This is a genomic window from Schlegelella aquatica, from assembly GCF_026013905.1.
GTDB lineage: Bacteria > Pseudomonadota > Gammaproteobacteria > Burkholderiales > Burkholderiaceae_C > Caldimonas > Caldimonas aquatica.
The window spans coordinates 577,963-599,412 of record NZ_CP110257.1 but is presented as its reverse complement, the minus strand read 5'-3'; the positions used below and the strand labels follow the sequence as shown (position 1 = coordinate 599,412).

Annotated in this window: 16 protein-coding genes; 8 read left to right on the top strand and 8 right to left on the bottom strand. The window is 70.7% G+C overall.

Going from position 1 to position 21,450, the window contains the following annotated elements; genetic code table 11:
- Positions 1-176 precede the first annotated feature (176 nt).
- Positions 177-968 carry an SAM-dependent methyltransferase gene (locus tag OMP39_RS02690; protein WP_264893267.1) on the top strand — a complete coding sequence of 264 codons (792 nt, stop codon included), beginning with the start codon at positions 177-179 and terminating at the stop codon, positions 966-968.
- A 21-nt stretch (positions 969-989) separates the two neighbouring features.
- Here the strand turns inward: OMP39_RS02690 and OMP39_RS02685 are convergent, their stop codons facing one another.
- From OMP39_RS02685 to imuA, 4 genes are all read right to left on the bottom strand, one after another.
- Complete coding sequence (locus OMP39_RS02685; protein ID WP_264893266.1) at positions 990-1,724, bottom strand: 4'-phosphopantetheinyl transferase family protein; 735 nt, start codon at positions 1,722-1,724, stop codon at positions 990-992.
- A 96-nt stretch (positions 1,725-1,820) separates the two neighbouring features.
- On the bottom strand, positions 1,821-5,153 hold the full coding sequence (locus OMP39_RS02680) for an error-prone DNA polymerase (protein WP_264893265.1): 3,333 nt from the start codon (positions 5,151-5,153) through the stop codon (positions 1,821-1,823).
- 52 nt (positions 5,154-5,205) lie between these two features.
- A complete protein-coding gene (locus OMP39_RS02675; protein WP_264893264.1) occupies positions 5,206-6,570 on the bottom strand; it encodes a Y-family DNA polymerase in 1,365 nt (454 codons plus the stop codon).
- Positions 6,524-7,546, bottom strand: coding sequence for a translesion DNA synthesis-associated protein ImuA (imuA, locus tag OMP39_RS02670; RefSeq protein ID WP_264893263.1), 1,023 nt, complete (start codon positions 7,544-7,546; stop codon positions 6,524-6,526). The genes OMP39_RS02675 and imuA overlap by 47 nt, the downstream gene beginning before the upstream one ends.
- A gap of 498 nt (positions 7,547-8,044) precedes the next feature.
- Between imuA and OMP39_RS02665 the strand changes: the two genes are divergently transcribed.
- Positions 8,045-8,422 carry a DUF4148 domain-containing protein gene (locus tag OMP39_RS02665; RefSeq protein ID WP_264893262.1) on the top strand — a complete coding sequence of 126 codons (378 nt, stop codon included), beginning with the start codon at positions 8,045-8,047 and terminating at the stop codon, positions 8,420-8,422.
- A 100-nt stretch (positions 8,423-8,522) separates the two neighbouring features.
- On the opposite strand, the gene OMP39_RS02660 is transcribed toward OMP39_RS02665, so the two are convergent.
- Positions 8,523-9,245 (bottom strand): DsbC family protein, encoded by a 723-nt coding sequence (locus OMP39_RS02660; RefSeq protein WP_264893261.1) that lies wholly within the window; start codon positions 9,243-9,245, stop codon positions 8,523-8,525.
- An 88-nt stretch (positions 9,246-9,333) separates the two neighbouring features.
- Positions 9,334-10,476, bottom strand: coding sequence for an FAD-dependent monooxygenase (locus tag OMP39_RS02655; protein ID WP_264893260.1), 1,143 nt, complete (start codon positions 10,474-10,476; stop codon positions 9,334-9,336).
- Positions 10,477-10,610: 134 nt separating this feature from the next.
- On the opposite strand from OMP39_RS02655, the gene OMP39_RS02650 reads away from it, so the two are divergent.
- From OMP39_RS02650 to OMP39_RS02625, 6 genes are all read left to right on the top strand, one after another.
- Positions 10,611-13,013, top strand: coding sequence for an AsmA family protein (locus OMP39_RS02650; RefSeq protein WP_264893259.1), 2,403 nt, complete (start codon positions 10,611-10,613; stop codon positions 13,011-13,013).
- A 94-nt stretch (positions 13,014-13,107) separates the two neighbouring features.
- Complete coding sequence (locus OMP39_RS02645; protein WP_264893258.1) at positions 13,108-13,974, top strand: MOSC domain-containing protein; 867 nt, start codon at positions 13,108-13,110, stop codon at positions 13,972-13,974.
- A 100-nt stretch (positions 13,975-14,074) separates the two neighbouring features.
- Positions 14,075-15,169, top strand: coding sequence for a redox-regulated ATPase YchF (gene ychF / locus OMP39_RS02640; RefSeq protein ID WP_264893257.1), 1,095 nt, complete (start codon positions 14,075-14,077; stop codon positions 15,167-15,169).
- A 244-nt stretch (positions 15,170-15,413) separates the two neighbouring features.
- Entirely contained in the window at positions 15,414-15,704 is a 291-nt protein-coding gene (groES, locus tag OMP39_RS02635; protein WP_264893256.1) for a co-chaperone GroES, read from the top strand.
- Positions 15,705-15,744: 40 nt separating this feature from the next.
- Positions 15,745-17,385 (top strand): chaperonin GroEL, encoded by a 1,641-nt coding sequence (groL, locus tag OMP39_RS02630; protein ID WP_264893255.1) that lies wholly within the window; start codon positions 15,745-15,747, stop codon positions 17,383-17,385.
- 227 nt (positions 17,386-17,612) lie between these two features.
- On the top strand, positions 17,613-19,685 hold the full coding sequence (locus OMP39_RS02625) for a DUF1631 domain-containing protein (RefSeq protein ID WP_264893254.1): 2,073 nt from the start codon (positions 17,613-17,615) through the stop codon (positions 19,683-19,685).
- 69 nt (positions 19,686-19,754) lie between these two features.
- On the opposite strand, the gene OMP39_RS02620 is transcribed toward OMP39_RS02625, so the two are convergent.
- Together OMP39_RS02620 and yihA are read right to left on the bottom strand one after the other, a co-directional pair.
- Positions 19,755-20,660, bottom strand: a complete 906-nt coding sequence (locus OMP39_RS02620) for an alpha/beta fold hydrolase (protein WP_264893253.1) — start codon at positions 20,658-20,660, stop codon at positions 19,755-19,757.
- 74 nt (positions 20,661-20,734) lie between these two features.
- Complete coding sequence (yihA, locus tag OMP39_RS02615; protein WP_264893252.1) at positions 20,735-21,427, bottom strand: ribosome biogenesis GTP-binding protein YihA/YsxC; 693 nt, start codon at positions 21,425-21,427, stop codon at positions 20,735-20,737.
- Positions 21,428-21,450: the final 23 nt, after the last annotated feature.

The window sequence follows — 21,450 nt, the reverse complement described above, 5'->3', positions numbered from 1 at the left end:
GCTCGGGCGCCCGGAGCCGGGCCGTTACCCGCGTGGGGGGTGGGCGCACGCGCCGGGGGCGAAGATTTAAGGGCCGTCCTGCGGCCGCCCCTGAGGGCGTTCCAAGAGAGCCAGGGCCAAGAGGGCCATCGTCGCTGCGCGGGCAGGCGGTCGTGCAGCGGTCGGAGGGCAGTGCGATGAGGGACTCGGCCGGCGGATCCGGGCCGCGGGGCACGCTGTACCTCGTGCCCACGCCGTTGGATTTCGGCATCGCGGCAGCGGCCACGCCGCTGGAGGACGTGCTGCCGCTGGGCGTGCTGCGCCGTGCAGCGTCGTTGCGGCACTGGGTGTGCGAGAACGCCAAGACGGCACGAGCCTTCCTCAAGCGGGTCGACGCGGTTGTGCCTCTTTCCACCGCCTTGCAGGCACTCGACATCCGCGAGCTGCCGCGCCCACGCAAGGGCGAGCGCCACGCGAGCGTCCCGGACGAGGCACTGGCCGCGCTGCTGGCCCCCGCCTTGCAGGGCGAGGATGTGGGCCTGTGTTCGGAGGCCGGGATGCCGGCCGTGGCCGACCCCGGCGCCGAACTGGTGGCGCTGGCGCAGCGCGAGGGCGTGGCCGTGGTGCCCCTCGTGGGGCCGTCGGCGCTCCTGCTGGCGCTGGCGGCCAGCGGCATGAACGGCCAGAGCTTCGCTTTCGTCGGCTACCTGCCGGTGGAGGAAGCGGCGCGCGCGGCGCGGGTGCGGGAGCTGGAGGCCCTGGCGCGGCGACAGGGGCAGACGCAACTGATGATCGAAACGCCTTACCGGAATGGGGCCTTGCTGCAGGCCCTGCTCACGCACCTGGGACCGCAGACGCGGCTGTCGATCGCCTGTGCGCTGACGACGCCCGCGGGCTGGACGCGCACGCGGCAGGTGCAGGAGTGGCGGCGTTCGCCGCCCGCCTTGCCGAACGACCAGCCGGCGGTCTTCGCGATCCACGGCGGCTGAGGGGCAGCCCTCGGCGGGCCCTCAGCACGCGACCGCGGCCACCACGTGCTCTTCGAAGAATCCCACGCTGCCCTGCAGTTCGTGCCCGGCCGGGAAGGCGGGCGCCAGCGTCTTGCGCAAGGTGAGCCGGGCGGGCTGTGAAGGATCGCCGCTCCAGCGGACCCACGCATCCTCGAAGTCGATCCAGCCGCCGACGAGCGGCTGCAGGCACTTGTAGAGCGACTCCTTGAGCGCAAAGCCGCCGAGCAGGCCGTGGGGACAGGCGGCCAGCCCACGGCGCTCGTCCTCGTCGAAACAGGCTTCGATGGCGCGCACCGCCTCGGGGTCGGGGGCCAGCGACTCGAGATCGACCCCGACCGATCGCACGCCGGTGGAGGTGGACGCTGCGACGGCCAGCACGAGGGAGTCCGTGTGGCTGAGGGAGCCCGTCATCCCGGCGGGCCAGACGGGCCGACGCTCGGCCTGACCCGCCCATGCTTGCGTCGCAGGGCAGCCGGCGGCCTTCAGGGCTTCGTGAGCGGCGAGGCGGCCGAGCAGGAATTCCTGCTGTCGTTTGGGCACGGCCCGCGGCAGCCCCGCGATCAGTTGGGCTGGCAGCGCGAAGAGGGGCGCCTGCCAGCCTGGGGCAGGCAGCTGTCTGCGCAGCAGCACGGTGTGAAGCCCAGGCCACGGCGCGCGATGGGACCAGTCGCCGGCCAGTGGGAGACGTTCGGCGTCCAGAAGGCGCAGCAGGGTGGGGACAGGGATCGAAGGCATCGGATCGCGCAAGGGCAGTCACTCGGCGGGCGGGCCCGCGCGGACGCGAGCATTGTGAGGCGGCTGGGGGCTTTTCTGCAGGGCCGGCGCCGAGGTTCAGTGGAAATCCCGGCTCGCGGTGCCGAGTCGGCCCAGCCACGAGGTGCAGTCCTCCAGGCGCTCGGCGATGAGGTGCGAGACGCCCTTCTCGCGTTGCCAGGTGCCGGTGACCATGAGCAGCCGCGATTCGAGCAGCGCCCGGCGCTGGCGCTCGCGCAGACTGGGCCAGACGATCACGTTGACCGCGCCGTGCTCGTCTTCGAGGGAGACGAAGATGGTGCCGTGGGCGGTGCCGGGTTGCTGGCGCACGGTGACGAGGCCGCAGGTGCGAACGCGCCGCCCCCCGGGCACGGCCGCCAGCTCGCGCGACGAAAGCACGCCGCGGCGCGCCAGGCGCGCACGCAGCAGTGCCAGCGGATGACGCCGCAGCGTGAGCCCCAGCGAGGCGTAGTCGAAGACGATCTCCTCGCCCTCCGGGGCGGGCAGCAGCTCGAGTTGGGCCTCCTCGATGGGTGCTTCGGCGAGCAGGTCGGTCTCCGTCTGCCAGGCGGCGGCCTCCCACATCTGCTGCCGGCGGTGCCCCGCCAGCGAGACCAGCGCGTCGGCACTGGCCAAGAGTTGCAGATCGCGCGGCTGCAGGGCGGCCCGGCGAGCGAGGTCCTGCACGTCGCGGAAGGGGCCCGCCCGGCGCGCCTGCACGATGCGTTCGGCCGCAGCGCCGGCGAGCCCCTTGACCACACGCAGCCCCAGGCGCACCGCGGGCTGGGCAGAAGGCGGCGCGCCCTGGGCCGGGGTCGTCAGAGCCCCGTCGGGCCCGGGGGACGCCGAGGAAGCGGAGGGCGGGGTCCCTCGTGAGCGCTGCGGCAGATCTTCCAACGTGCAATCGACCTCGCTCGCCTGCACGTCCACTGGGCGCACCTCGACGCCGTGCCGGCGCGCGTCCTGCACCAGCTGGCTGGGCGAATAAAAGCCCATCGGCTGCGAATTGAGCAGACCGGCGAGGAAGGCCGCCGGCTCGTGGCACTTGATCCAGCTGCTGGCATAGGCCAGCAACGCGAAAGACGCGGCGTGGCTCTCGGGGAAGCCGTAGTCGGCGAAACCTTCGATCTGCTGACAGATGCGCCGTGCGAACTCCTCGCTGTAGCCATTGCGCTGCATGCGCTGAAAGATCATGTCCTGGAACGGCCGCAGGTCGCCGTCGCGTCGCCACGCGGCCATCGAGCGGCGCAGGCGGTCGGCCTCGCCGGGCGTGAAGTCGGCGCAGTCCATGCACAGCTGCATCACCTGCTCCTGGAAGATCGGCACGCCGAGCGTGCGTCCCAGCGCGTTCTTGAGCCGTTCGTCCTCGATCGGCAGCGACCCTTCACCGCGCGAAAGACGCTGGGCCTCTTCTTCGCGGCGTCGCAGGTAAGGGTGCACCATGCCGCCCTGGATGGGCCCGGGCCGCACGATGGCGACCTCCACCACCAGGTCATAGAAGGTGCGCGGTTTCAGGCGCGGCAGCATGCTTTGCTGGGCGCGGCTCTCGATCTGGAACACGCCCACCGTGTCGGCGCGGCAGATCATCTCGTAGGTGGCCGGGTCCTCGGCCGGGATGTCCTGCATCGTCCAAGGCCGGCCGTGGCGTTGCGAGACGAACTCCAGCGAGCGCCGGATCGCGCTCAGCATGCCCAAGGCCAGCACATCCACCTTCATGAGCTTGAGGGTGTCCAGGTCGTCCTTGTCCCATTCGATCACGGTGCGTTGGGGCATCGCCGCGTTCTCGATCGGCACGATCTGGCTGAGCTTGCCGCGCGCGATGACGAAGCCGCCGGTGTGCTGGCTCAGGTGCCGTGGAAAGCCGCGCAACTGCCAGGTGAGCTCGATCCACTGCCGCACGCGCAGGTCGGCGAGGTCCAGCCCCTGCTCGGCCAGACGTTCAGGCAGCACCGCCGGGCTGTCCCACCAGTAGTGGCTCTTGGCCAGCGCGTCGATCTGCGCCTCGTCGAAGGCGAGCGCCTTGCCCACGTCGCGGATGGCGCTGCGCATGCGATAGCAGATGACGGTGGCGGTGAGCGCGGTGCGGTCGCGTCCGTACTTCTGGTAGAGGTACTGGATGACCTCCTCGCGCCGTTGGTGCTCGAAGTCCACGTCGATGTCCGGCGGCTCGTCGCGCTCATGGCTGATGAAGCGTTCGAACAGGGTGTTGCTGCGCGCGGGATCGACTTCGGTGATGCCCAGGCAGTAGCAGACGGCCGAATTGGCCGCCGAACCCCGGCCCTGGCAGAGGATCTTCAGCTCCTTGCGGGCATGGCGCACGATGTCGTAGACGGTCAGGAAGTACTTTTCGTACTTCTTGGCCGCGATGAGGGCGAGCTCCTTCTCGATTTGCTCGCGCACCTTGTCGGGCAGGCCCGCGGGGTAGCGCTCCTTCGCGCCCTCGTAAGTCGAGCGGCGCAGGTACGAAGCCGGTGTCTCGCCAGGCGGCACCACCTCCTCGGGGTATTCGTACGAGAGCTCATCCAGGGTGAAGGTGCATTTCGCCGCCACCGTGAGCGTGGCTTCGAGCAGGTCGAGGGGGTAGATCTGCGCAAGGCGCAGCCGGGTGCGCAGGTGCCGCTCGGCATTGGGTTGCAAGGCGGTGCCGCACGCGGCCACGGGGCGCCCCAGCCGGATGGCGGTGAGCACGTCCTGCAAAGGCTTGCGCGAACGCACGTGCATGTGCACGTCGCCGGCCGCCACCAGCGGCACGCCGGTGAGCCGGCCCACCTCGCGCAGCTGCTGCAACCAGGCCGCGTCGTCCGCCTCGCGCAGCAGTTCCACCGCAAGCCACCCCTGCTCGCCGAACGCCTGCCGCAGCCAGCGCGCCTGCGACCACACCGCCTCGAAGGAAGCGGTGCGCTCGGGCACCAACAGCACCTCGCAATCGCGCAACCGCGCGGGCCACACCTGCTCCCACTGCAACCGGTATCGGCCTTTCTCGGGGCTGGCGCGGCGCAGGCGGGTGATGAACTCGCACAGGTGCGCGTAGCCGTGGCGGTTGTGCGCCAGCACCACCAGCCGGAAGGAGGCAGGCTCCCGGGCCTGCTGCCCTGGGCAGGCGCCGGCTCCCGGCGAGGCCGAACCGGGGGTCGATAGGGCGGAGGCGGACACGTCCACCCGGAACTCGCTGCCGATGAGCAACCGCAGTCGGGGCTCGGGCTGCCCGCACTCCTGGGCCCGGGCGCGCAAATCCTTCCACGCCTGATGGGCCCGCACCACGCCGGCCAGCGAACATTCGTCGGTCAAGGCGAGCGCCGCATAGCCCAACGCGTGGGCCCGCTGAACCAGCTCGCGCGGATGCGAGGCCCCTCGCTGGAAGCTGAAGTTGCTGAGCGCATGCAGCTCGGCATAGTCGGGCAAGGCCGTCAACGCAAACTCCTTCGATCCTCGCCGCCGGGCTCCCACCTGCCGGGCGGCCCGCTCACCCGAACACTCCCTGCAGGAACCATCCCCCCCTTTCGCCGCTGGTGGACGCAGGATCGCGCGGGGGCATGGCATCGCGGCGCTCCCGGTACACCCACAGCAGGCCCACCTGCTCGCCATGCGCGACGAAATAGTCGCGGGCGACGGAAGCTGTCTCGCCGTCCCACCATCCGGTCTCGACGCGGTGCGGGCCGCTCAACAGCCGCAGCGGGCCGTGGTGATGAGGGCGCCCCTGCCGGGTGGACAGGGGCAAGGGCTGGGGCAGCCACCAGGTGGGCCGCGGGCCTGCAGGCAGCGCGTCGTCGGGCAAGGGCGCGGGCGTCGTCCAGCCAGCGGCCGGCACCCACCGTTCGCACTGCGGCAAGCGGTGGTCCGAACGCAACACGGGCCGCAGCACCTGCTCGGCCCCCAGCCGGGCCGACAACCGCTCGAGCAGTTGCACGAGCGACTCCCCTTCGGCAGGCGGACGCTCGGCCTCGAGCGCCAGCGCGCGGTTGTCGGGCGACCACGGCTCCACCGTCTCGGCCCTCAGTCGCAACTCGCCCACCGGGCCGGCCAAAGGCATACGGGCGAGCCGCTCGCTCATCAGACGCAACAGATGGCCGGGCTCGCGCGTCAACTCCGCGGTGCGAATGCACAGCTCGCCCGCATCGTCCACCCCCGGGCGATGGAAATCGTGCCGCCACTGCAGCACCACCTCGCGCACGCCGGCCTGACGCGCGGCCAGCCAGCCGCACAATTGCAGCACCAGACGGCGGGCCCCGAAGAGCAGGCCTGTGGCGTCCTCCACCCGGCCGGGCAATTCCAGCCGCGCCGCGAAGACCTCCGGCAACTGCAGCCACTCGAACCGCTCCGGCTGCAAACCGTAGGCCCGGTCGAGGGCCTGCAGCACCTGCGGGCCGAACCGCCTGGCCACCCCCCCGCGCGGCAAGCGCCGCACGTCGCCCAGCGTGCGGCAGCCGAGCCGCGCGAGCACCGGCTGGTGCCGTGCCAGCCCGGGCAGGCATTCCAGCGGGACGGCGTCCAGGCGCAAGGTCCAGCGCCCCTGCGGCAGCCGCAGGCCCCGGGCATGGCACCGGGCCACCGCCAGCGCCCCCCAGGCCGTCGGGGCGACGGCCGCCGCCTGGCAGCCCAGCTCGGCGGCCTCGCGCACCACCCGCTCGCGCAAGGCCTGCGCACCGCCGAAAAGCCGCAGACTGGCTTGCACCTCGAAGAGCACGCACTCCTCCCACAAGGCGACCCGGGGCGTGAATTGCAACGCCCACCACCCGAGCGGGGTGACCTCGTCGGCATGCGACCGCTCGGCAGGCGAAGCCTCAGTCGACGAGGTCGAGGGGCCGATCAGCGCGAACCAGTACGGCATCGGTGCGCTCCGGGGTGGGGGGCGAAGAAGAAAGAGATGGCGATGGCATGGCCCCCGCCACGGAAGGCGTCGGGACCGATCCCGGGGCGGCATTTCCGCGAGGGGCCTGTGCCGTCGGGAGCTGTTGACGCAGCCTGGGGGCCATGACCCGGGCGAGACCGGGTGGCAGGACGTGAAGCTCGATCTCGCCCTCGTGCCAGGGCCCGCGGCGCTTCAGCAGGCGGACCGACAAGCTCGTGGGAGAACGCTGCGCGACCTGCACCCGCAAAGGCGCCGGTGAGCTTTCGCGAGCCGCCGCCTCGGGACGGAACACGAACACACAGGCGCGGCCCCGCTGGGCCTGTGCCTGCAACCGCCGCAAGGCCGGCGCACGCACCTGCGGCAACCAGGCCAACACCGCCCCCACCTCGTGGCACTGGAGGGCCTGCTCCGCCGCCCAGAGGGCGTCTTGCAGGGTGCGCGGCACCACCCGCACGAGCTGGCTCGCCTCCATGTCCCAGCGATGCAGCCCGGCCATGCAGGGCCGGCGCGCCTCGCCGGGCGCCTCGATCATGACGATGGCGGGCCGTCGCACCGGGACGGCGCGGCCCGCGGGGGAGGGCTCGCCCCCGCCCCCCAGCTGGCGAAGGGCCGGCATGAGCAGGCGCCACTCGCACCCGGCCAGCGGGGGCAGCAGCACTTCGGTCAGCGCCCGCACCGGCCAGCCGCCGCCGGGCAGCTCACGGTCCAGCACGGCATGTCCGGTGGGCAGCACCCGCTCCAGGCGGCGACCGAGGCGGTCTCCCCGCCACAGACGATCCCCCCACGCGGCCTCCCATTCGGCCCGCCCCCCCGCGGCCGGCTCGCCGGGCGCGAAGCCGGCCCCCGCGGGATCGGCCGCCCCGGCCCCGCCCTCCCCAGGGACGGCGCCGGACGCCTGGCAGGACGAGACACCCCGAGGCGACGGAGGCAGGAAGGAGCAAGAAGGGCCAGACATGGGGATGAAGCGCCCCCGACCGAGGGCGCCGCCAGGGCGCACCCGGGAACGCGGGGACGATGAATGACTGTACGAATATACAGTATTCGAGGCACCCCTCCCATGCCCCTGCTCCAGCCGGGGCCGCACTCTGTCACACCGAGGGCACCCAAGCAGAGCCTCGGCCTCCATCGCCTGCTCCTGCGCGCTTCCCGGCCTGCCGGTCCGGCCCCCGGTCAGGCTCCCCGTGCCAAGCGACAACTTCTGGACGACGGCTCACGACGAGGCGGGACCGGCCACCCGCCGACGCGCCTTCGCCATCGTTCGAGCTGGCGCAATGATCCGTTTCCAGAGACGGCCTTTTTGCAAACTGGTGGAAACCCTAATCTCTCGACATCGGATCGGCAGATGCCTCGCTCACCCGACCCACCGGTCGCCAGGAGTCGGGGCGCCTGCCAGGGCACCGCGGGCCATGCCCCGGTCCCATCCGACCGTCACGACACATCGAAAGGAACCACCATGAACAAGCTGTTTGCCTCTGCCCTCGTCGCCTCTGCCACGCTGCTGTCCTTCGGTGCGCAAGCCCAGGAAGCGACCCCGTTCCCCGAGTCCAACGCCGCCTCGACCAAGAGCCGCGCCGAAGTGATGGCCGAGCTGCGCCGCGCCCAGGCGAATGGCGAGATGAAGGTGTACGAGGAAGGCTACTTCCCCCAGGCCCGCAGCACGCGCACCCGCGCCGAGGTGGTGGCTGAGCTGCGTCGCGCGCAAGCCAACGGCGAGTACGCGCTGCTGCAATCGGAGGCCTTCGACCCGGTGGCCTACGACACGCTCGTGGCGAAGAACCGCGCCGCCGAGGCCACCCGCCTGGCGACCCAGCCTGCGCCTGCGGTTCGCTGAGCCGCGCCCGCCGGCCGCCGTGCCCCTCGCCACGAGGCAGGCGCGGCGAGTCGTGCCAGCCCGGCCGGCTGGGGCGGCCCGGCTGCCGGCTCTTTGGCTCCTACGAGCGCTTGGCGGCCTGCGCCAGGCGCTGTTCCAGCTGGTCGGCGCCGATGGCGCCCGGCACGCGGGTGCCGTCCTCGAACACGAGCGTGGGCGTGCCGGTGATACGGTGCTTGCGCGCGAACTCGGTGTTGCGGGTCACCGCCCCGGTGTCGCACTTCGCGCCCTGCGCAGGCGGCACGTCGCGCAGCATCCAGTCCTGCCATGCCTTCAGACGATCCTTCGCGCACCAGACGGCGTGCGACTTCTCGACCGAGTCGGCACCGATGGGCACCGGATAGAGGAAGGTGTAGACGGTGACGTCCTTGACCGACTGCAAGTCCCGCTCGAAGCGCTTGCAATAGCCGCAGTTGGGGTCGGCGAACACCGCCAGCTTGCGCTTGCCGTTGCCGCTTTTCCAGACGACGGCGTCCTTGAGCGGCAGGCTGGCGAAATCGATCGCGGTGAGCTTGGCCAGGCGCTCCTCGGTAAGGTTGCGCCGCGCCTTGGTGTCGAAGATCTGCCCCTGGATCAGGTAGTTGCCCTCGGCATCGGTGTAGAGCACGTCGGTGCCGATGCGCACCTCGTACAGGCCGGCCACCGGCGTCTTGCTGACCTCGTCGATGGTGGGCAGGTTGGGCAGGCGCTCGGCCAGGTTCTTGCGGATGGTGGCCTCCTGCGCGGCGGCCCACGGAGCGACGCAGGCCAGCAAAGCGGCAGCGGCCGCGAGACGATGCTTCATGAAAGATTCCTCGAGGCGAACGAAACGAACCACCGGCGAGCCCGACGCCCGAAAGCGCGCCCAGGCACCGCAGGCGCGGCGGGTGCGCTCATGAGTCGAGCGCACGCGCCGTCAGCCAGCGCTTGAGAAGCCCCAGCCGATTGACCAGACCCAGGCCGCGGTTGCGAAGTTCCCGCAGCGGAGCGCCTTGGTGCGCGAAAAGATGCAACAGCCCGTCGGTGACGCGGCCCATCGCCCAGGTGGGCGCGGCGCGCTCGCGCTCGTAGCGCCGCAGCAACTTCTCGTCGCCCAGCGCTCGCCAGGGCTCCCTGTCCTGCAGGATGCGGGCGAGGGCTTCCACATCGGCCAGCCCCAGGTTCAAGCCCTGCCCCGCCAGCGGGTGGACGACATGAGCCGCATCGCCGAGCAGCACCCACCCCGGCCCGCACCAGCGGCTGGCGCGCGCCAGCGCCAGCGGCCAGGCCGCGCGGGTCGAGCGCAGTTGCAGGTGGCCGACCTCCTCGCCGCAGGCGGACTGCAACTCGTGCAGGAAGGCGGCATCGTCCAGGGCCATCAGCTCGGCTGCGCGCGCCTGCGGCAGCGACCACACCAGCCCGTAGGAGACCTCGGGCTCGGGACGGCCGAACGGCAGCAGAGCCAGGATGTCGGGCGAGCGGAACCACTGACGCGCCACACCCGCGTGCGGGCGATCGGCCACGAGGCGCGCCGCGATCGCCGTCTGGCCGTAGCCGAAACGCTGCCATTCCACGCCCAGAGCCGCCCGCGCCGCCGACTCCTTGCCTTCGCAGATGGCGGTGAGGTCGGCCTCGACGGGCGCGTCGACTTCCGTCACGTGGGGCTGGTAGCGCAGCGCCTGCGCCAGCGCGACTTCGAGCGCGGCCGCATCGACGATCCAGGCGAGCTCGCCCACGCCCTGCTCCCAGGAGGAAAACTCCAGCGCTCCGGCGCCGCGCAGATCGCCTTCGATGCGCATCTCGTACACCGGGGTGGCCGCCGCCGGCGGCAGGGCGTCCCACGCCTTGACGGCGCGCAGGAGTGCGACCGACTTCTCGCTGAGCGCGTAGGCGCGCACGTCCTCCTGCCCGGGCAGCCCGTGCCCGGGGCGCAGGGCCCCTGGGCCGGTCGGCACGCGGGTGATCGCGACGGAAAGACCGAGACGGGCAAGCGCGAGGGCGAGCGTCTTGCCCACGATGCCGCTGCCGCGCACGAAGACGTCGTAGCCGGAGTTCATCGCGCCATTGTAGGGAGCCCCTGCCCCTCGAAACCCGCGCGCAGCACCACCCCGCGGCGCCTCGGGGCAGCCGGCGTTCGTGCCGGCGTCGGCGGCGCAACCCCGGCACAATAGCTGGGACCATGGACACGAGAATGAAACGATGGGCGCAGTGGGGGGCGCTGGGGCTGGGCGGCGTGGTGCTGCTCGCCGGCGCGATCGGCGCCTATCTCGTGGCGACGTTCGACGCCGATCGCTACAAAGGCGTGCTGATCGAGTGGGTGCGAGAGCATCGCCAGCGCGAACTGCGCATCGAAGGCCCCCTGGAACTCGAGCTCTGGCCGCGCCTGCAAGTCCGGCTGCAAGGCGTCTCCCTCAGCGAGCACCGACGCCCGCAGGAAACCTTCCTCGCCCTGCGCGATGCCCGGCTGGCCGTGGAGGTGTGGCCGCTGCTGCGCAAGTCGCTCGTGATCGACCGCATCGAGGCCCGCGGATTGACGCTGCGCTACCTGCGCGACGCGCAGGGCCGCAGGAACATCGACGATCTGCTGGGGCGCGACGACGGCCCCGAAGACAGCGCGGGCAAGAGCGGCCCCCTGCACTTCGACGTCGCGGCGCTGGACCTCTCGGACGCGACCGTCACGGTGCACGACGAGCTCGGCGGATTGCGCGGCGATGTCGTCGTGCGGCGGCTGCAGAGCGGGCGCCTGGCCGACCAGCTGAGCGCACCGGTCGAGGTCGACGCCACGCTCGAACTGCTGCAGCCCGGGGTGCAAGGGCGCCTGTCGGGGAAGACCCGGCTGCGCTTCGACCGGGCCGCCTCGCGCCTGACACTCTCGGACATGCACCTCGCCTACCGGGGCGAGGCGCTCGGCGTGCGCGGGCTGGACGCCGGCATGCAAGGCTCGCTGGTGTACGAGGCGGGGTCGCGTGCGCTGCAGGCCGAGAACCTCGTCCTGCGCACCCGAGCCGAGATCGGCTCGCTCAGGTTCGAGCCCTCCGAGCTGAAGGCGCGGCGCTTCGCGTATGACCCGGCCCGTCGCGCGCTGCGGCTCGAAGAGCTCGACGTACAGCTCGATGCGGTGCGCGACAAGCATCCGCTGAAGGCCCAGCTGCGCTGGCCCGCGTTGGAGGTGACCGGCGAGCGTCTGACGGGAAGCGCGATGCAAGGCCAGGTGGAGCTCAAGGGCGAACAGCCGTTGCGAGTGACGTTCTCGTCGGCCGCGCCCGTGGGCAATTTCGATCTGCTGCGCCTGCCGGGTTTCGAGGCACGGCTGGAGGGCACGGGGCCGCGCAAGCTGACAGGCGAGCTGAGGGCCGATCTCGCGCTGCAACCCGAGAAGGGCTCGGTCGCGCTCGACGCGCTCGCAGGCAGGCTGCGCATCGAAGACCCCAAGCTCAAGCCGCTGGACGCGCGGCTCGGCGGGCGCGCGACGGCCTCTCCCCAGGCCGCGCAGTGGCAGCTCGAAGGCGCCTTGAACGACAACGAGTTCGACACTCGAGGACGGGCCCTCTTCACGGGGACGGTGCCGACTGTGCACATGCAAGGGCGCTTCGCCCGGCTCGATCTCGACCGGCTGCTGCCCGAGCGGGCGGAGCGGCCCGCCTCGGCCGCGGCCTCGCCCACCCCCACGCCGCCCGACACGCCGGTGGACCTCTCCGTGCTGCGGGAATGGCAGGGCAGCCTCGCGCTCACGGCCGGTGAGCTGAGCTGGAAGCCCTACCGGCTGCGCGACCTGCGCCTGGACGCCAACCTGGAAGGCGGGATGCTTCGCGTGCCGCGCTATGCAGCCGGCCTGTGGGGCGGCCGCGTCGAGGGCAGCGCCTTCGCCGATGCGCGCGCCCAGCGGGTCGTGCTGAAGGCGCAAGCGCAGCAGATCGACGTTGAAGCGGCGTTGCGCGACGTCGCCCGCAAAGACCTGCTGCGCGGCACCGGGCGCTTGCAGCTCGACGTGGAAAGCGCCGGTCGCAGCCTGCAGGAGATGAAGTCGCGGCTTGCGGGCAAGGCGACGGTGCAGGTGCGCGACGGCGCCATCAAGGGCGTGAACCTCGCCCGCACGCTGCGCGAGGCCAAGGCCGCGCTGTCCCTGCGCCAGGACGCCCTGCAGCGGGCGAGCCAGACCGAGGAAACCGACTTCAGCGAGCTTTCGGCGACCTTCGACATCGCGCAAGGGGTGGCGCGCAACGACGACCTCGACGCCAAGAGCCCCTTCCTGCGGCTCGGCGGTGCCGGGGCCATCGACATCGGACGCAATCGCATCGACTACACGCTGCGCGCCACCGTGACCGACACCTCCAAGGGCCAGGGCGGGAGCGACCTCGCCCGGCTGCGGGGGTTGACGTTGCCGGTGCGGCTGACGGGGCCGCTGGAGGCGGTGGACTGGCAGATCCAATGGTCGGCCGTCGCCGCCGCGGCGGCCGAGGCGGCCGTCAAGAGCCGGATCGAGGACAAGCTGCGCAAGGAGCTGGGCCTGCCCTCCCCGCCGGAGGGCGCGGCCTCCGAGCCCGTCCGCCCGCGCGATCGACTCAAGGACACACTGAAGGGACTGATCCGCTGACGTCACGAGCGGCCGCCCATCCTCAGGGGCCGGCCGCCGCATCTGCACCTCGCGACATCACCGCCCCCCGCTTCCACACCGCCGAGGCATGCCTGTGAACGAGGACTTGCGCTTTCGCATCCACTCCCTGTACGTCTACCCGGTCAAGTCCTGCGCGGGCGTCGCGCTCGACGAAGCCCTGCTCGTTGAAACCGGCCTGGAGCTCGACCGCGCCTGGATGGTGGTGGACGAGACGGGGGAGTTCCTGACTCAACGGCAGCGGCCGCGCCTGGCGCTGGTGCGGCCGCAACTGCGCCCGCACGACATGGTGTTGCGCGCGCCCGGCATGATCGCGCTGCACATCGCCTACGACACGGTGGAGGCGCCCACGCGCGTGCGCGTGTGGGACGACGAGGTGGCTGCCTACGACATGGGCGACCTGGCGGCGCAATGGTTCAGTGACTTCCTGGGCCAGCGCGTGCGACTGGTGCGCTTCGACCCCGAGCAACGCCGCCTCTCGAGCCTGCGTTGGACAGGCGGGCGCGAGGCGCTCAACCAGTTCAGCGACGGCTATCCCTTGCTCGTCACCTCGCAATCGGCGCTCGACGAGCTCAACACCCGGCTCGCCGCGGCCGGGCGCGCGCCGGTGGGCATGGAGCGCTTCCGCCCCAACCTGGTGATCGACGGTGGGGACGAGCCGCTCGATCCTCACGCCGAAGATCACCTGGACGAGTTGGAGATCGACACGCCGCAGGGCACGGTGCGATTGGCCCTCGTCAAACCCTGCGCGCGCTGCCCCATCCCCAACGTCGACCCGGCCACGGGCACGCCGGGCCACGAGCCGGGCGACACGCTGGCCGGCTACCGGCGCGACCCTCGGCTCGACGGGGCCATCACCTTCGGCATGAACGCCATCATCCTCGAGGGCGTCGAGTGCCTGCTCCAGCCCGGCATGCGGGGACGGGCCCGGTACAAGTTCTGAAGGCGGCCGGCGGCCCGCCGGCCATTCCCGCTTTCGGCGCCGGGCGTGCGCCCCCGCATAAAATCGCGCGTTTCCCCCAACGCCTCGAAAGACGCCCGCCATGAGCCTCAAATGCGGCATCGTGGGGCTGCCGAACGTCGGCAAGTCCACCCTCTTCAACGCCCTGACCAAGGCCGGCATCGCGGCCGAGAACTACCCGTTCTGCACCATCGAGCCCAACGTGGGCGTCGTCGAGCTGCCCGACCCGCGCCTTGCCAAGCTGGCCGAGATCGTCAAACCCGAGCGCGTGGTGCCGGCCATCGTCGAGTTCGTCGACATCGCGGGGCTGGTGGCGGGGGCGTCCAAAGGCGAAGGGCTGGGCAACCAGTTCCTCGCGCACATCCGCGAGACGGACGCCATCGTCAACGTCGTGCGCTGCTTCGACGACCCGAACGTCATCCACGTGGCCGGCAAGGTCGACCCGATCGCCGACATCGAGGTGATCCAGACCGAACTGTGCCTGGCCGATCTGGCCACCGTCGAGAAGGGCCTGCAGCGCTACACCAAGGTGGCCAAGGCCGGCGGCGACAAGGAGGCGCAGCGCCTGGTGGACGTGCTCGACAAGTGCCAGGCGGCGCTCAACGAAGGCCAGCCGGTGCGCACCATCGACTTCAGCAAGGAAGAGCTCGCCGTGCTCAAACCGCTGTGCCTCATCACGGCCAAGCCGGCGATGTTCGTCGGCAACGTCGCCGAGGACGGCTTCGAGAACAACCCGCTGCTGGACCGGTTGCGCGAATACGCGGCCAAGCAGAACGCGCCGGTGGTGGCGATCTGCGCCAAAACCGAGGCCGAACTCGCCGACATGAGCGACGAGGACAAGCTCATGTTCCTCAAAGAGATGGGCCAGGACGAGCCGGGCCTCAACCGCCTCATCCGCGCGGCCTTCAAGCTGCTGGGGCTGCAGACCTACTTCACCGCCGGCGAAAAGGAAGTGCGCGCCTGGACCGTCCCCATCGGCGCCACCGCCCCGCAGGCCGCAGGGGTCATCCACACCGACTTCGAACGCGGGTTCATCCGCGCGCAGACCATCGCTTACGAGGACTTCGTCGCCCACGGCGGCGAGCAGGGCGCCAAGGACGCCGGCAAGATGCGCGCGGAAGGCAAGGAGTACGTCGTCAAGGACGGCGACGTGATGCACTTCCTGTTCAACGTCTGAGTCTGCGCGACGTCTGGGTCTGCACAGCGCAGGCGCGCCGGCCCCCGCCCGCCCCCCGGCACACGGGGGAGCCACCCTTGAAACGCCGGGCTGCGTCCCTATAATCAGCTGCTGTTAGCACTCTCCATTGGCGAGTGCTAGTAACGCCGCCGGCACTGCGGTGCGCGGCGGCACAGGAATGTGAATGAGCGCTCACATGCGCTCATTGCATTTGAGAGAGAGCCTTCTCATCCAAGGAGATGCAATGAAACTTCGTCCGTTGCACGATCGCGTGATCGTCAAGCGCCTCGAGAACGAAACCAAGACCGCTTCCGGCATCGTGATCCCCGACAACGCCGCTGAAAAGCCCGACCAGGGTGAGGTGCTGGCCGTCGGCCCGGGCAAGCGCAATGAGAAGGGCGATTTCGTGGCCCCGAACGTGAAGGTCGGCGATCGCGTGCTGTTCGGCAAGTACAGCGGCCAGACGGTCAAGGTCGATGGCGAGGAGCTGCTGGTGATGCGCGAGGAAGACCTCTTCGCCGTGATCGAGAAGTAAAGCCGGTACCCCCACCACTCAAGGAATTCGGAGAAACGTTATGGCAGCTAAAGACGTCGTGTTCGGCGGCGAAGCCCGGGCCCGCATGGTCGAGGGCGTGAACATCCTGGCCAACGCGGTCAAGGTCACCCTGGGCCCGAAGGGCCGCAACGTGGTCCTGGAGCGCTCGTTCGGCGCCCCCACCGTCACCAAGGACGGTGTCTCGGTCGCGAAGGAAATCGAGCTGAAGGACAAGCTCCAGAACATGGGCGCCCAGATGGTCAAGGAAGTGGCTTCCAAGACCAGCGACAACGCCGGTGACGGCACCACCACCGCCACCGTGCTGGCCCAGGCCATCGTGCGCGAAGGCATGAAGTACGTGGCCGCCGGCATGAACCCGATGGACCTCAAGCGCGGCATCGACAAGGCCGTGACCGCGCTGGTCGAGGAGCTGAAGAAGATCAGCAAGCCGACCACCACCAGCAAGGAGATCAGCCAGGTCGGCTCGATCTCGGCCAACAGCGACGAGTCGATCGGCCAGATCATCGCCGAGGCGATGGACAAGGTGGGCAAGGAAGGCGTGATCACCGTCGAAGACGGCAAGTCGCTGCAGAACGAGCTCGACGTCGTCGAGGGCATGCAGTTCGACCGCGGCTACCTGTCGCCCTACTTCATCAACAACCCCGACAAGCAGGCCTGCGTGCTGGAGAACCCGTACGTCCTGCTGCACGACAAGAAGATCAGCAACATCCGTGACCTGCTGCCGGTGCTCGAGCAAGTCGCCAAGGCCGGCCGTCCGCTGCTGATCGTCGCCGAAGAAGTCGAGGGTGAAGCCCTGGCCACGCTGGTGGTCAACACCATCCGCGGCATCCTGAAGGTGTGCGCCGTCAAGGCCCCTGGCTTCGGCGATCGCCGCAAGGCCATGCTGGAGGACATCGCCATCCTGACCGGCGGCAAGGTCATCTCCGAGGAAGTGGGCCTGACGCTCGAGAAGATCACGCTGGCCGACCTGGGCCAGGCCAAGCGCGTCGAGGTGGCCAAGGAGAACACCACGATCATCGATGGCGCCGGTGCCGCCGCCGACATCGAAGCGCGCGTCAAGCAGATCCGCGTGCAGATCGAGGAAGCGACCTCCGACTATGACCGCGAGAAGCTGCAAGAGCGCGTGGCCAAGCTGGCCGGCGGTGTGGCGGTGATCAAGGTCGGTGCCGCGACCGAGGTCGAGATGAAGGAGAAGAAGGCCCGCGTCGAAGACGCGCTGCACGCCACCCGTGCGGCCGTCGAAGAGGGCATCGTCCCCGGCGGTGGCGTGGCGCTGCTGCGCGCCAAGCAGGCTGCCGGCCAGATCAAGGGCGACAACCCCGACCAGGAAGCCGGCATCAAGATCGTGCTGCGCGCGGTCGAGGAGCCGCTGCGCCAGATCGTGGCCAACGCCGGCGACGAGCCGAGCGTGGTGATCGCCAAGGTTCTGGAAGGCAAGGGCAACTTCGGCTACAACGCCGCCAACGGCACCTATGGCGACATGATCGAGATGGGCATCCTGGATCCGACCAAGGTGACCCGCACCGCGCTGCAGAACGCCGCGTCGGTCGCCGGCCTGATGCTCACGACCGAGGCCATGGTCGCCGAGGCGCCGAAGGACGAGACCCCCGCCGCCGGCGCCGGCATGGGTGGCATGGGCGGCATGGGCATGGACATGTGATGTCCGCCTGAGCGCCTGCGCTCTCGCACGAAAGGGCTGCCTGCGGGCAGCCCTTTTTCTTTGCCCCCTCTCTTTACTCCCTCTGGGCTCCCGGGCGGTTTTGCCAACTTTGCCCGCCGGTCATCGGACGGCCCGCGCCGTCTGGCCCCTGTCTGATGCAACCCCGTCACCGCCGGGCCGGGGTCGGCTCATAATCGCGCATTTCGTGCGCGTCTTTTGGCTCATCGATGACCGCCCCTCACGCCTTGCAGCTGCATCTGGAACCCGTGCTCGCGGGCCTACCCGACTTCGCGCGGCGCGTGGTCGCGGCCACCCTCGAGTCACTGCGCAGCAGCAGCATGGCGCTGGCCGTCGCGCAGGACCGCCAGCAGGTCTTCGCCGCCATGGAGGCGCTCAACCGCCACGGCGCACGGTGGGTCGAGTCGTTCGCGAGCCACCTCGACCAGGCCGTGCGAGAAGCCATGGACGATCGAGCCGCCGCGCGCGGCCGCTCGATCGGTCGTCTGCGCGTCGACGAGCTGACCCTGGTCGACGAGCGCCAGGCCGAGGAAGACATCGAGACCTCGCGCACGGTCATGCAGATCGAAGAGCTGGCGGAATGGGAGTTGCGCGAGGTGCAGGCCTACATGGCGGCCCTGCGGGGTGAAACCACCATCCGGCGCGAGGCGAATCCGTTGCGCCCCGAGGTATATGCCCGGGCCTTGAGCCATTCGAGCCGGGTCCTGCCGCTGGACACGGCTCCGAGGATGCTGCTGCTGCGCACGGCAGGCAGCGAGATGGGGCGCCTGCTGCGCGAGGCGTACGCCAGTCTGTGCCGCGGCCTGGAGCAAAAGGGGGTGGAGCCGTTGTCGTTCCGGGCCGTGCCCACCCCCGCCAGCCCGGCGCCCGCGCGCGATCCGTTCGGCCAGGTGCTGGGCAAGTTGCGGGCGGCCGCTCCTGCGGGCGCGCCCGCGGTCCCCGGAGGGCTGGAGGCGCGGCTCGCCGAGCTGAACCGCCGCATCGCCCCGGACAGCCTGCCCGTCCCGCTCGATGCGCCGCACGTGACCGTACCCAATGTGCTGCAGCAGCTGCAGGCCCCCGCCGCCGGGGCCGCGCCGACAAGCCCGGACCCTGAGCTGGTGTCGCTGCTGTCCAAACTGTTCGATCAGATCTTGGCCGACCCTCGCCTGCTGCCCCCGGTGCGCAGCGTGCTCGGCCGGCTGCAAGTCTCGGTGCTGCGCGTCGCCTTGCAAGACCCGACCCTGCTCACCGAGCAACAGCACCCGACCTGGCTGCTGCTCGATCGCATCGCCTCTCACTGCGCAGGCTATGCCGATGTGAAGGACGAGCGCCTGAGCGGCTTTCTCGCTTTCGTCGAACAGCTCGTCGGACGCGTCGCGGCGCAAGACAAGCCGGACGCGACGCTCTACCGCCGGGCCTTGCAGGAAGTCAACGACTACATCGATGCCAAGGCCCGCGAGGCGATCGAACGCTCGCGCGCGGCGGTCGAGAAGCTCCAGCGCATCGAGCGCGCCGAGCAGTTGCGCAGCGTGTTGCGCCAGCAGATGCGCCAGTGGCAAGGGCCGCCCATCAGCCAGAGCCTGCGCGACTTCCTCTTCGGCCCCTGGGTGGACGTGCTGGTCGAGGCGATGAGCCGCTACGGCGAGGACGGGCAGGAGACGTCGGAGCTGCTGCACACCGTCGACGAGCTGCTGTGGAGCCTGCAGCCGATGCGCAATGCCGAGGACCGCGCCCGGCTGCGCGCCCTGTTGCCGCTCATGACCGAGCGCCTGCAGCGCGGGCTGGACCTGATCGGCATGCCGACCGAGCAGCGGGCCGCGGTGCTGGCGGAGCTGCGCGCGATGCACACCAAGCACATGCGCGAGCCGGCCCCGGAGGATCTGACACCCGAGCAACTGGTGCAACGGTTGCGCGAGGAGGAGGACTCGGGCCCGCTGTGGTTCGATTCCGGCGAGGACGTGGACCGCAGTGTCCTGCCCACCGTGCCGATCGGCCTGATGTCTCACCCCGAGACGGAGGCCGGCCGCCTGGCGCGCGAAGCCTGGCAGTCCCGGCTGGTGCCCGGCACTTGGTACCTGATGTTCGTCCAGGGCCGCTGGGTCACGGCGCAGCTCACCTGGGTGAGCGACAACAAGCAGTTCTTCCTGTTCTCCAGTCAGCAGGTGGGGCATTCGCACTCGATGACCCGGCGCGCGCTGGAGCGCCTCCTGCGCGAAGGACTCGTCACCGTGCTGGAAGACCGCTCGCTGCTGCAGCGCGCGGCAGACAGCATGTTGCAGGACCTCGACGGCCCCCGATGAGGGGCCGATACGGGCCGCGCGGCGCCGCCCGGCCTGCAGCGCGAGCGGCAAGGCCGCCTCGCCCCGCCCTCAGAGACGGCCGTCCAGGAAGGCTTCGATCTGCTCGGCCACCCACTGCGGCTCCTCGTGCAGGATCCAGTGCGTGGCATGAGGCCGGCGGCGCACGGTGAGCCTCGGCACGTAGTCCTCCAGCCCGTCGAGCAATGCAGGCGGCAGCGCCGTGTCGGCCTCGCCCCACAGCACGAGCGTGGGCACCCGGACGGTCACCTGCTCGGGGCGCAGTTCCACGCGGGTGGCAGCCGCGTCCCGGTCGGTGGGCGGGCGCAGCGGCGAGGCGCGGTAGTAGTTGAGCGGCCCGGTCAGGCCCTGGCGCCAGACCTCCCGGTAGCGCTCGCGCATCGCCTCGTCGAGCCAGCCCCCCTCTGCGGCCGCGCCCATGCGCTCGAAGAACGGCCACAGGCGCGCGTAGTCGTCGGCCGCCAGCAATTGCTCGGCGTCGGGGCGGCACAGGAAGTTCATGTAGGCGCTGGCCGCCTGCTGGGCGGGGTTGTGCTTGAGCTCCCGCAGGAAGGTGGCCGGATGGGGCGAATTGACGATCACCAGGCGCTCGATCAGTTCCGGCTGCTGCACCGCGAGGTTCCAGGCCACCGCACCGCCCCAGTCGTGGGCGACGAGCGCCGCCACGGGCGCGCCGAGCTGGCGCAACAGCTCGGCGACGTCCTGCACCAGGTGCTTCGCGCGGTAGGCTTCCACGTCCTTCGGCGTCGAGGAGCCGGCGTAGCCCCTCAGGTTGGGCGCCACCACCCGCCAGCGCGGCGCCAGGCGGGCCGCCACGTCGTCCCACGCGAAAGCCGCTTCCGGAAAGCCGTGCAGCATCACCAGCACGGGCGCGCCCGCCGGCCCCGCACGCCGGCACACCAGCCGGATGCCGTGCGCAAGCTCTGCGGTGAAAGTCTCCATCTCGACAGGGCTCATCGGTTCCTCCTCGGACGCCGCGCTCTTGCGGCGCGAGACACAGTATCCCGGCCGGCCCCGGCCCCCACCGTCACCTAGGCGACGGGATGCGCCCAGTGATGGAGGGTCAGCGCCAGGTCGTCCAGCCCGGTGCGGTTCAGCGACGAGAACAGCAGCAGGCCCACGTCGGCGTGCTCGGTCACGAACTCACCCACCACCTGCTCGGCAGCGCGCAGCGAGCGCTGGGCCTCGTGCCGGCTCAACTTGTCGGCCTTGGTGAGCGCCACCAGCAGGCGCACCTCCCCGGTTCCGACCCGCGGCGCGACGAACCGCAGCAATTGCTGGTCCAGCTCGGTCGGCCCGTGGCGCGCATCGACGAGCAGCACCACGCCCCGCAACTGAGAGCGCTCGGCCAGGTAGCGGGCCATCACCTCCTGCCAGCGCAGCTTGGCGGTGCGCTCGACCGCCGCGTAGCCGTAGCCGGGCAGGTCCGCCAGCACGGCGTCGGCCGCCTGGCGGGGGCCCAGCTCGAACAGGTTGATGTGCTGCGTGCGGCCGGGCGTCTTGGATGCGAAGGCGAGCCGGCGCTGCTGCGTCAGCGTGTTGATCGCGGTCGACTTGCCGGCGTTGGAACGGCCGACGAAGGCGATCTCGGGCAACGCGTGCTGCGGCAGCTGATGCAACTGGCTGGCGGTGACGAGGAAACGGGCGGTGTGGGCCCAGGCGAGCGCCCGCTTGGCGTCGGGCCCGGGCGCGGCAGCCGCCCCGGAGGGGGTGACATCGGACATCGTGGCGGCCATTGTAAAATCCC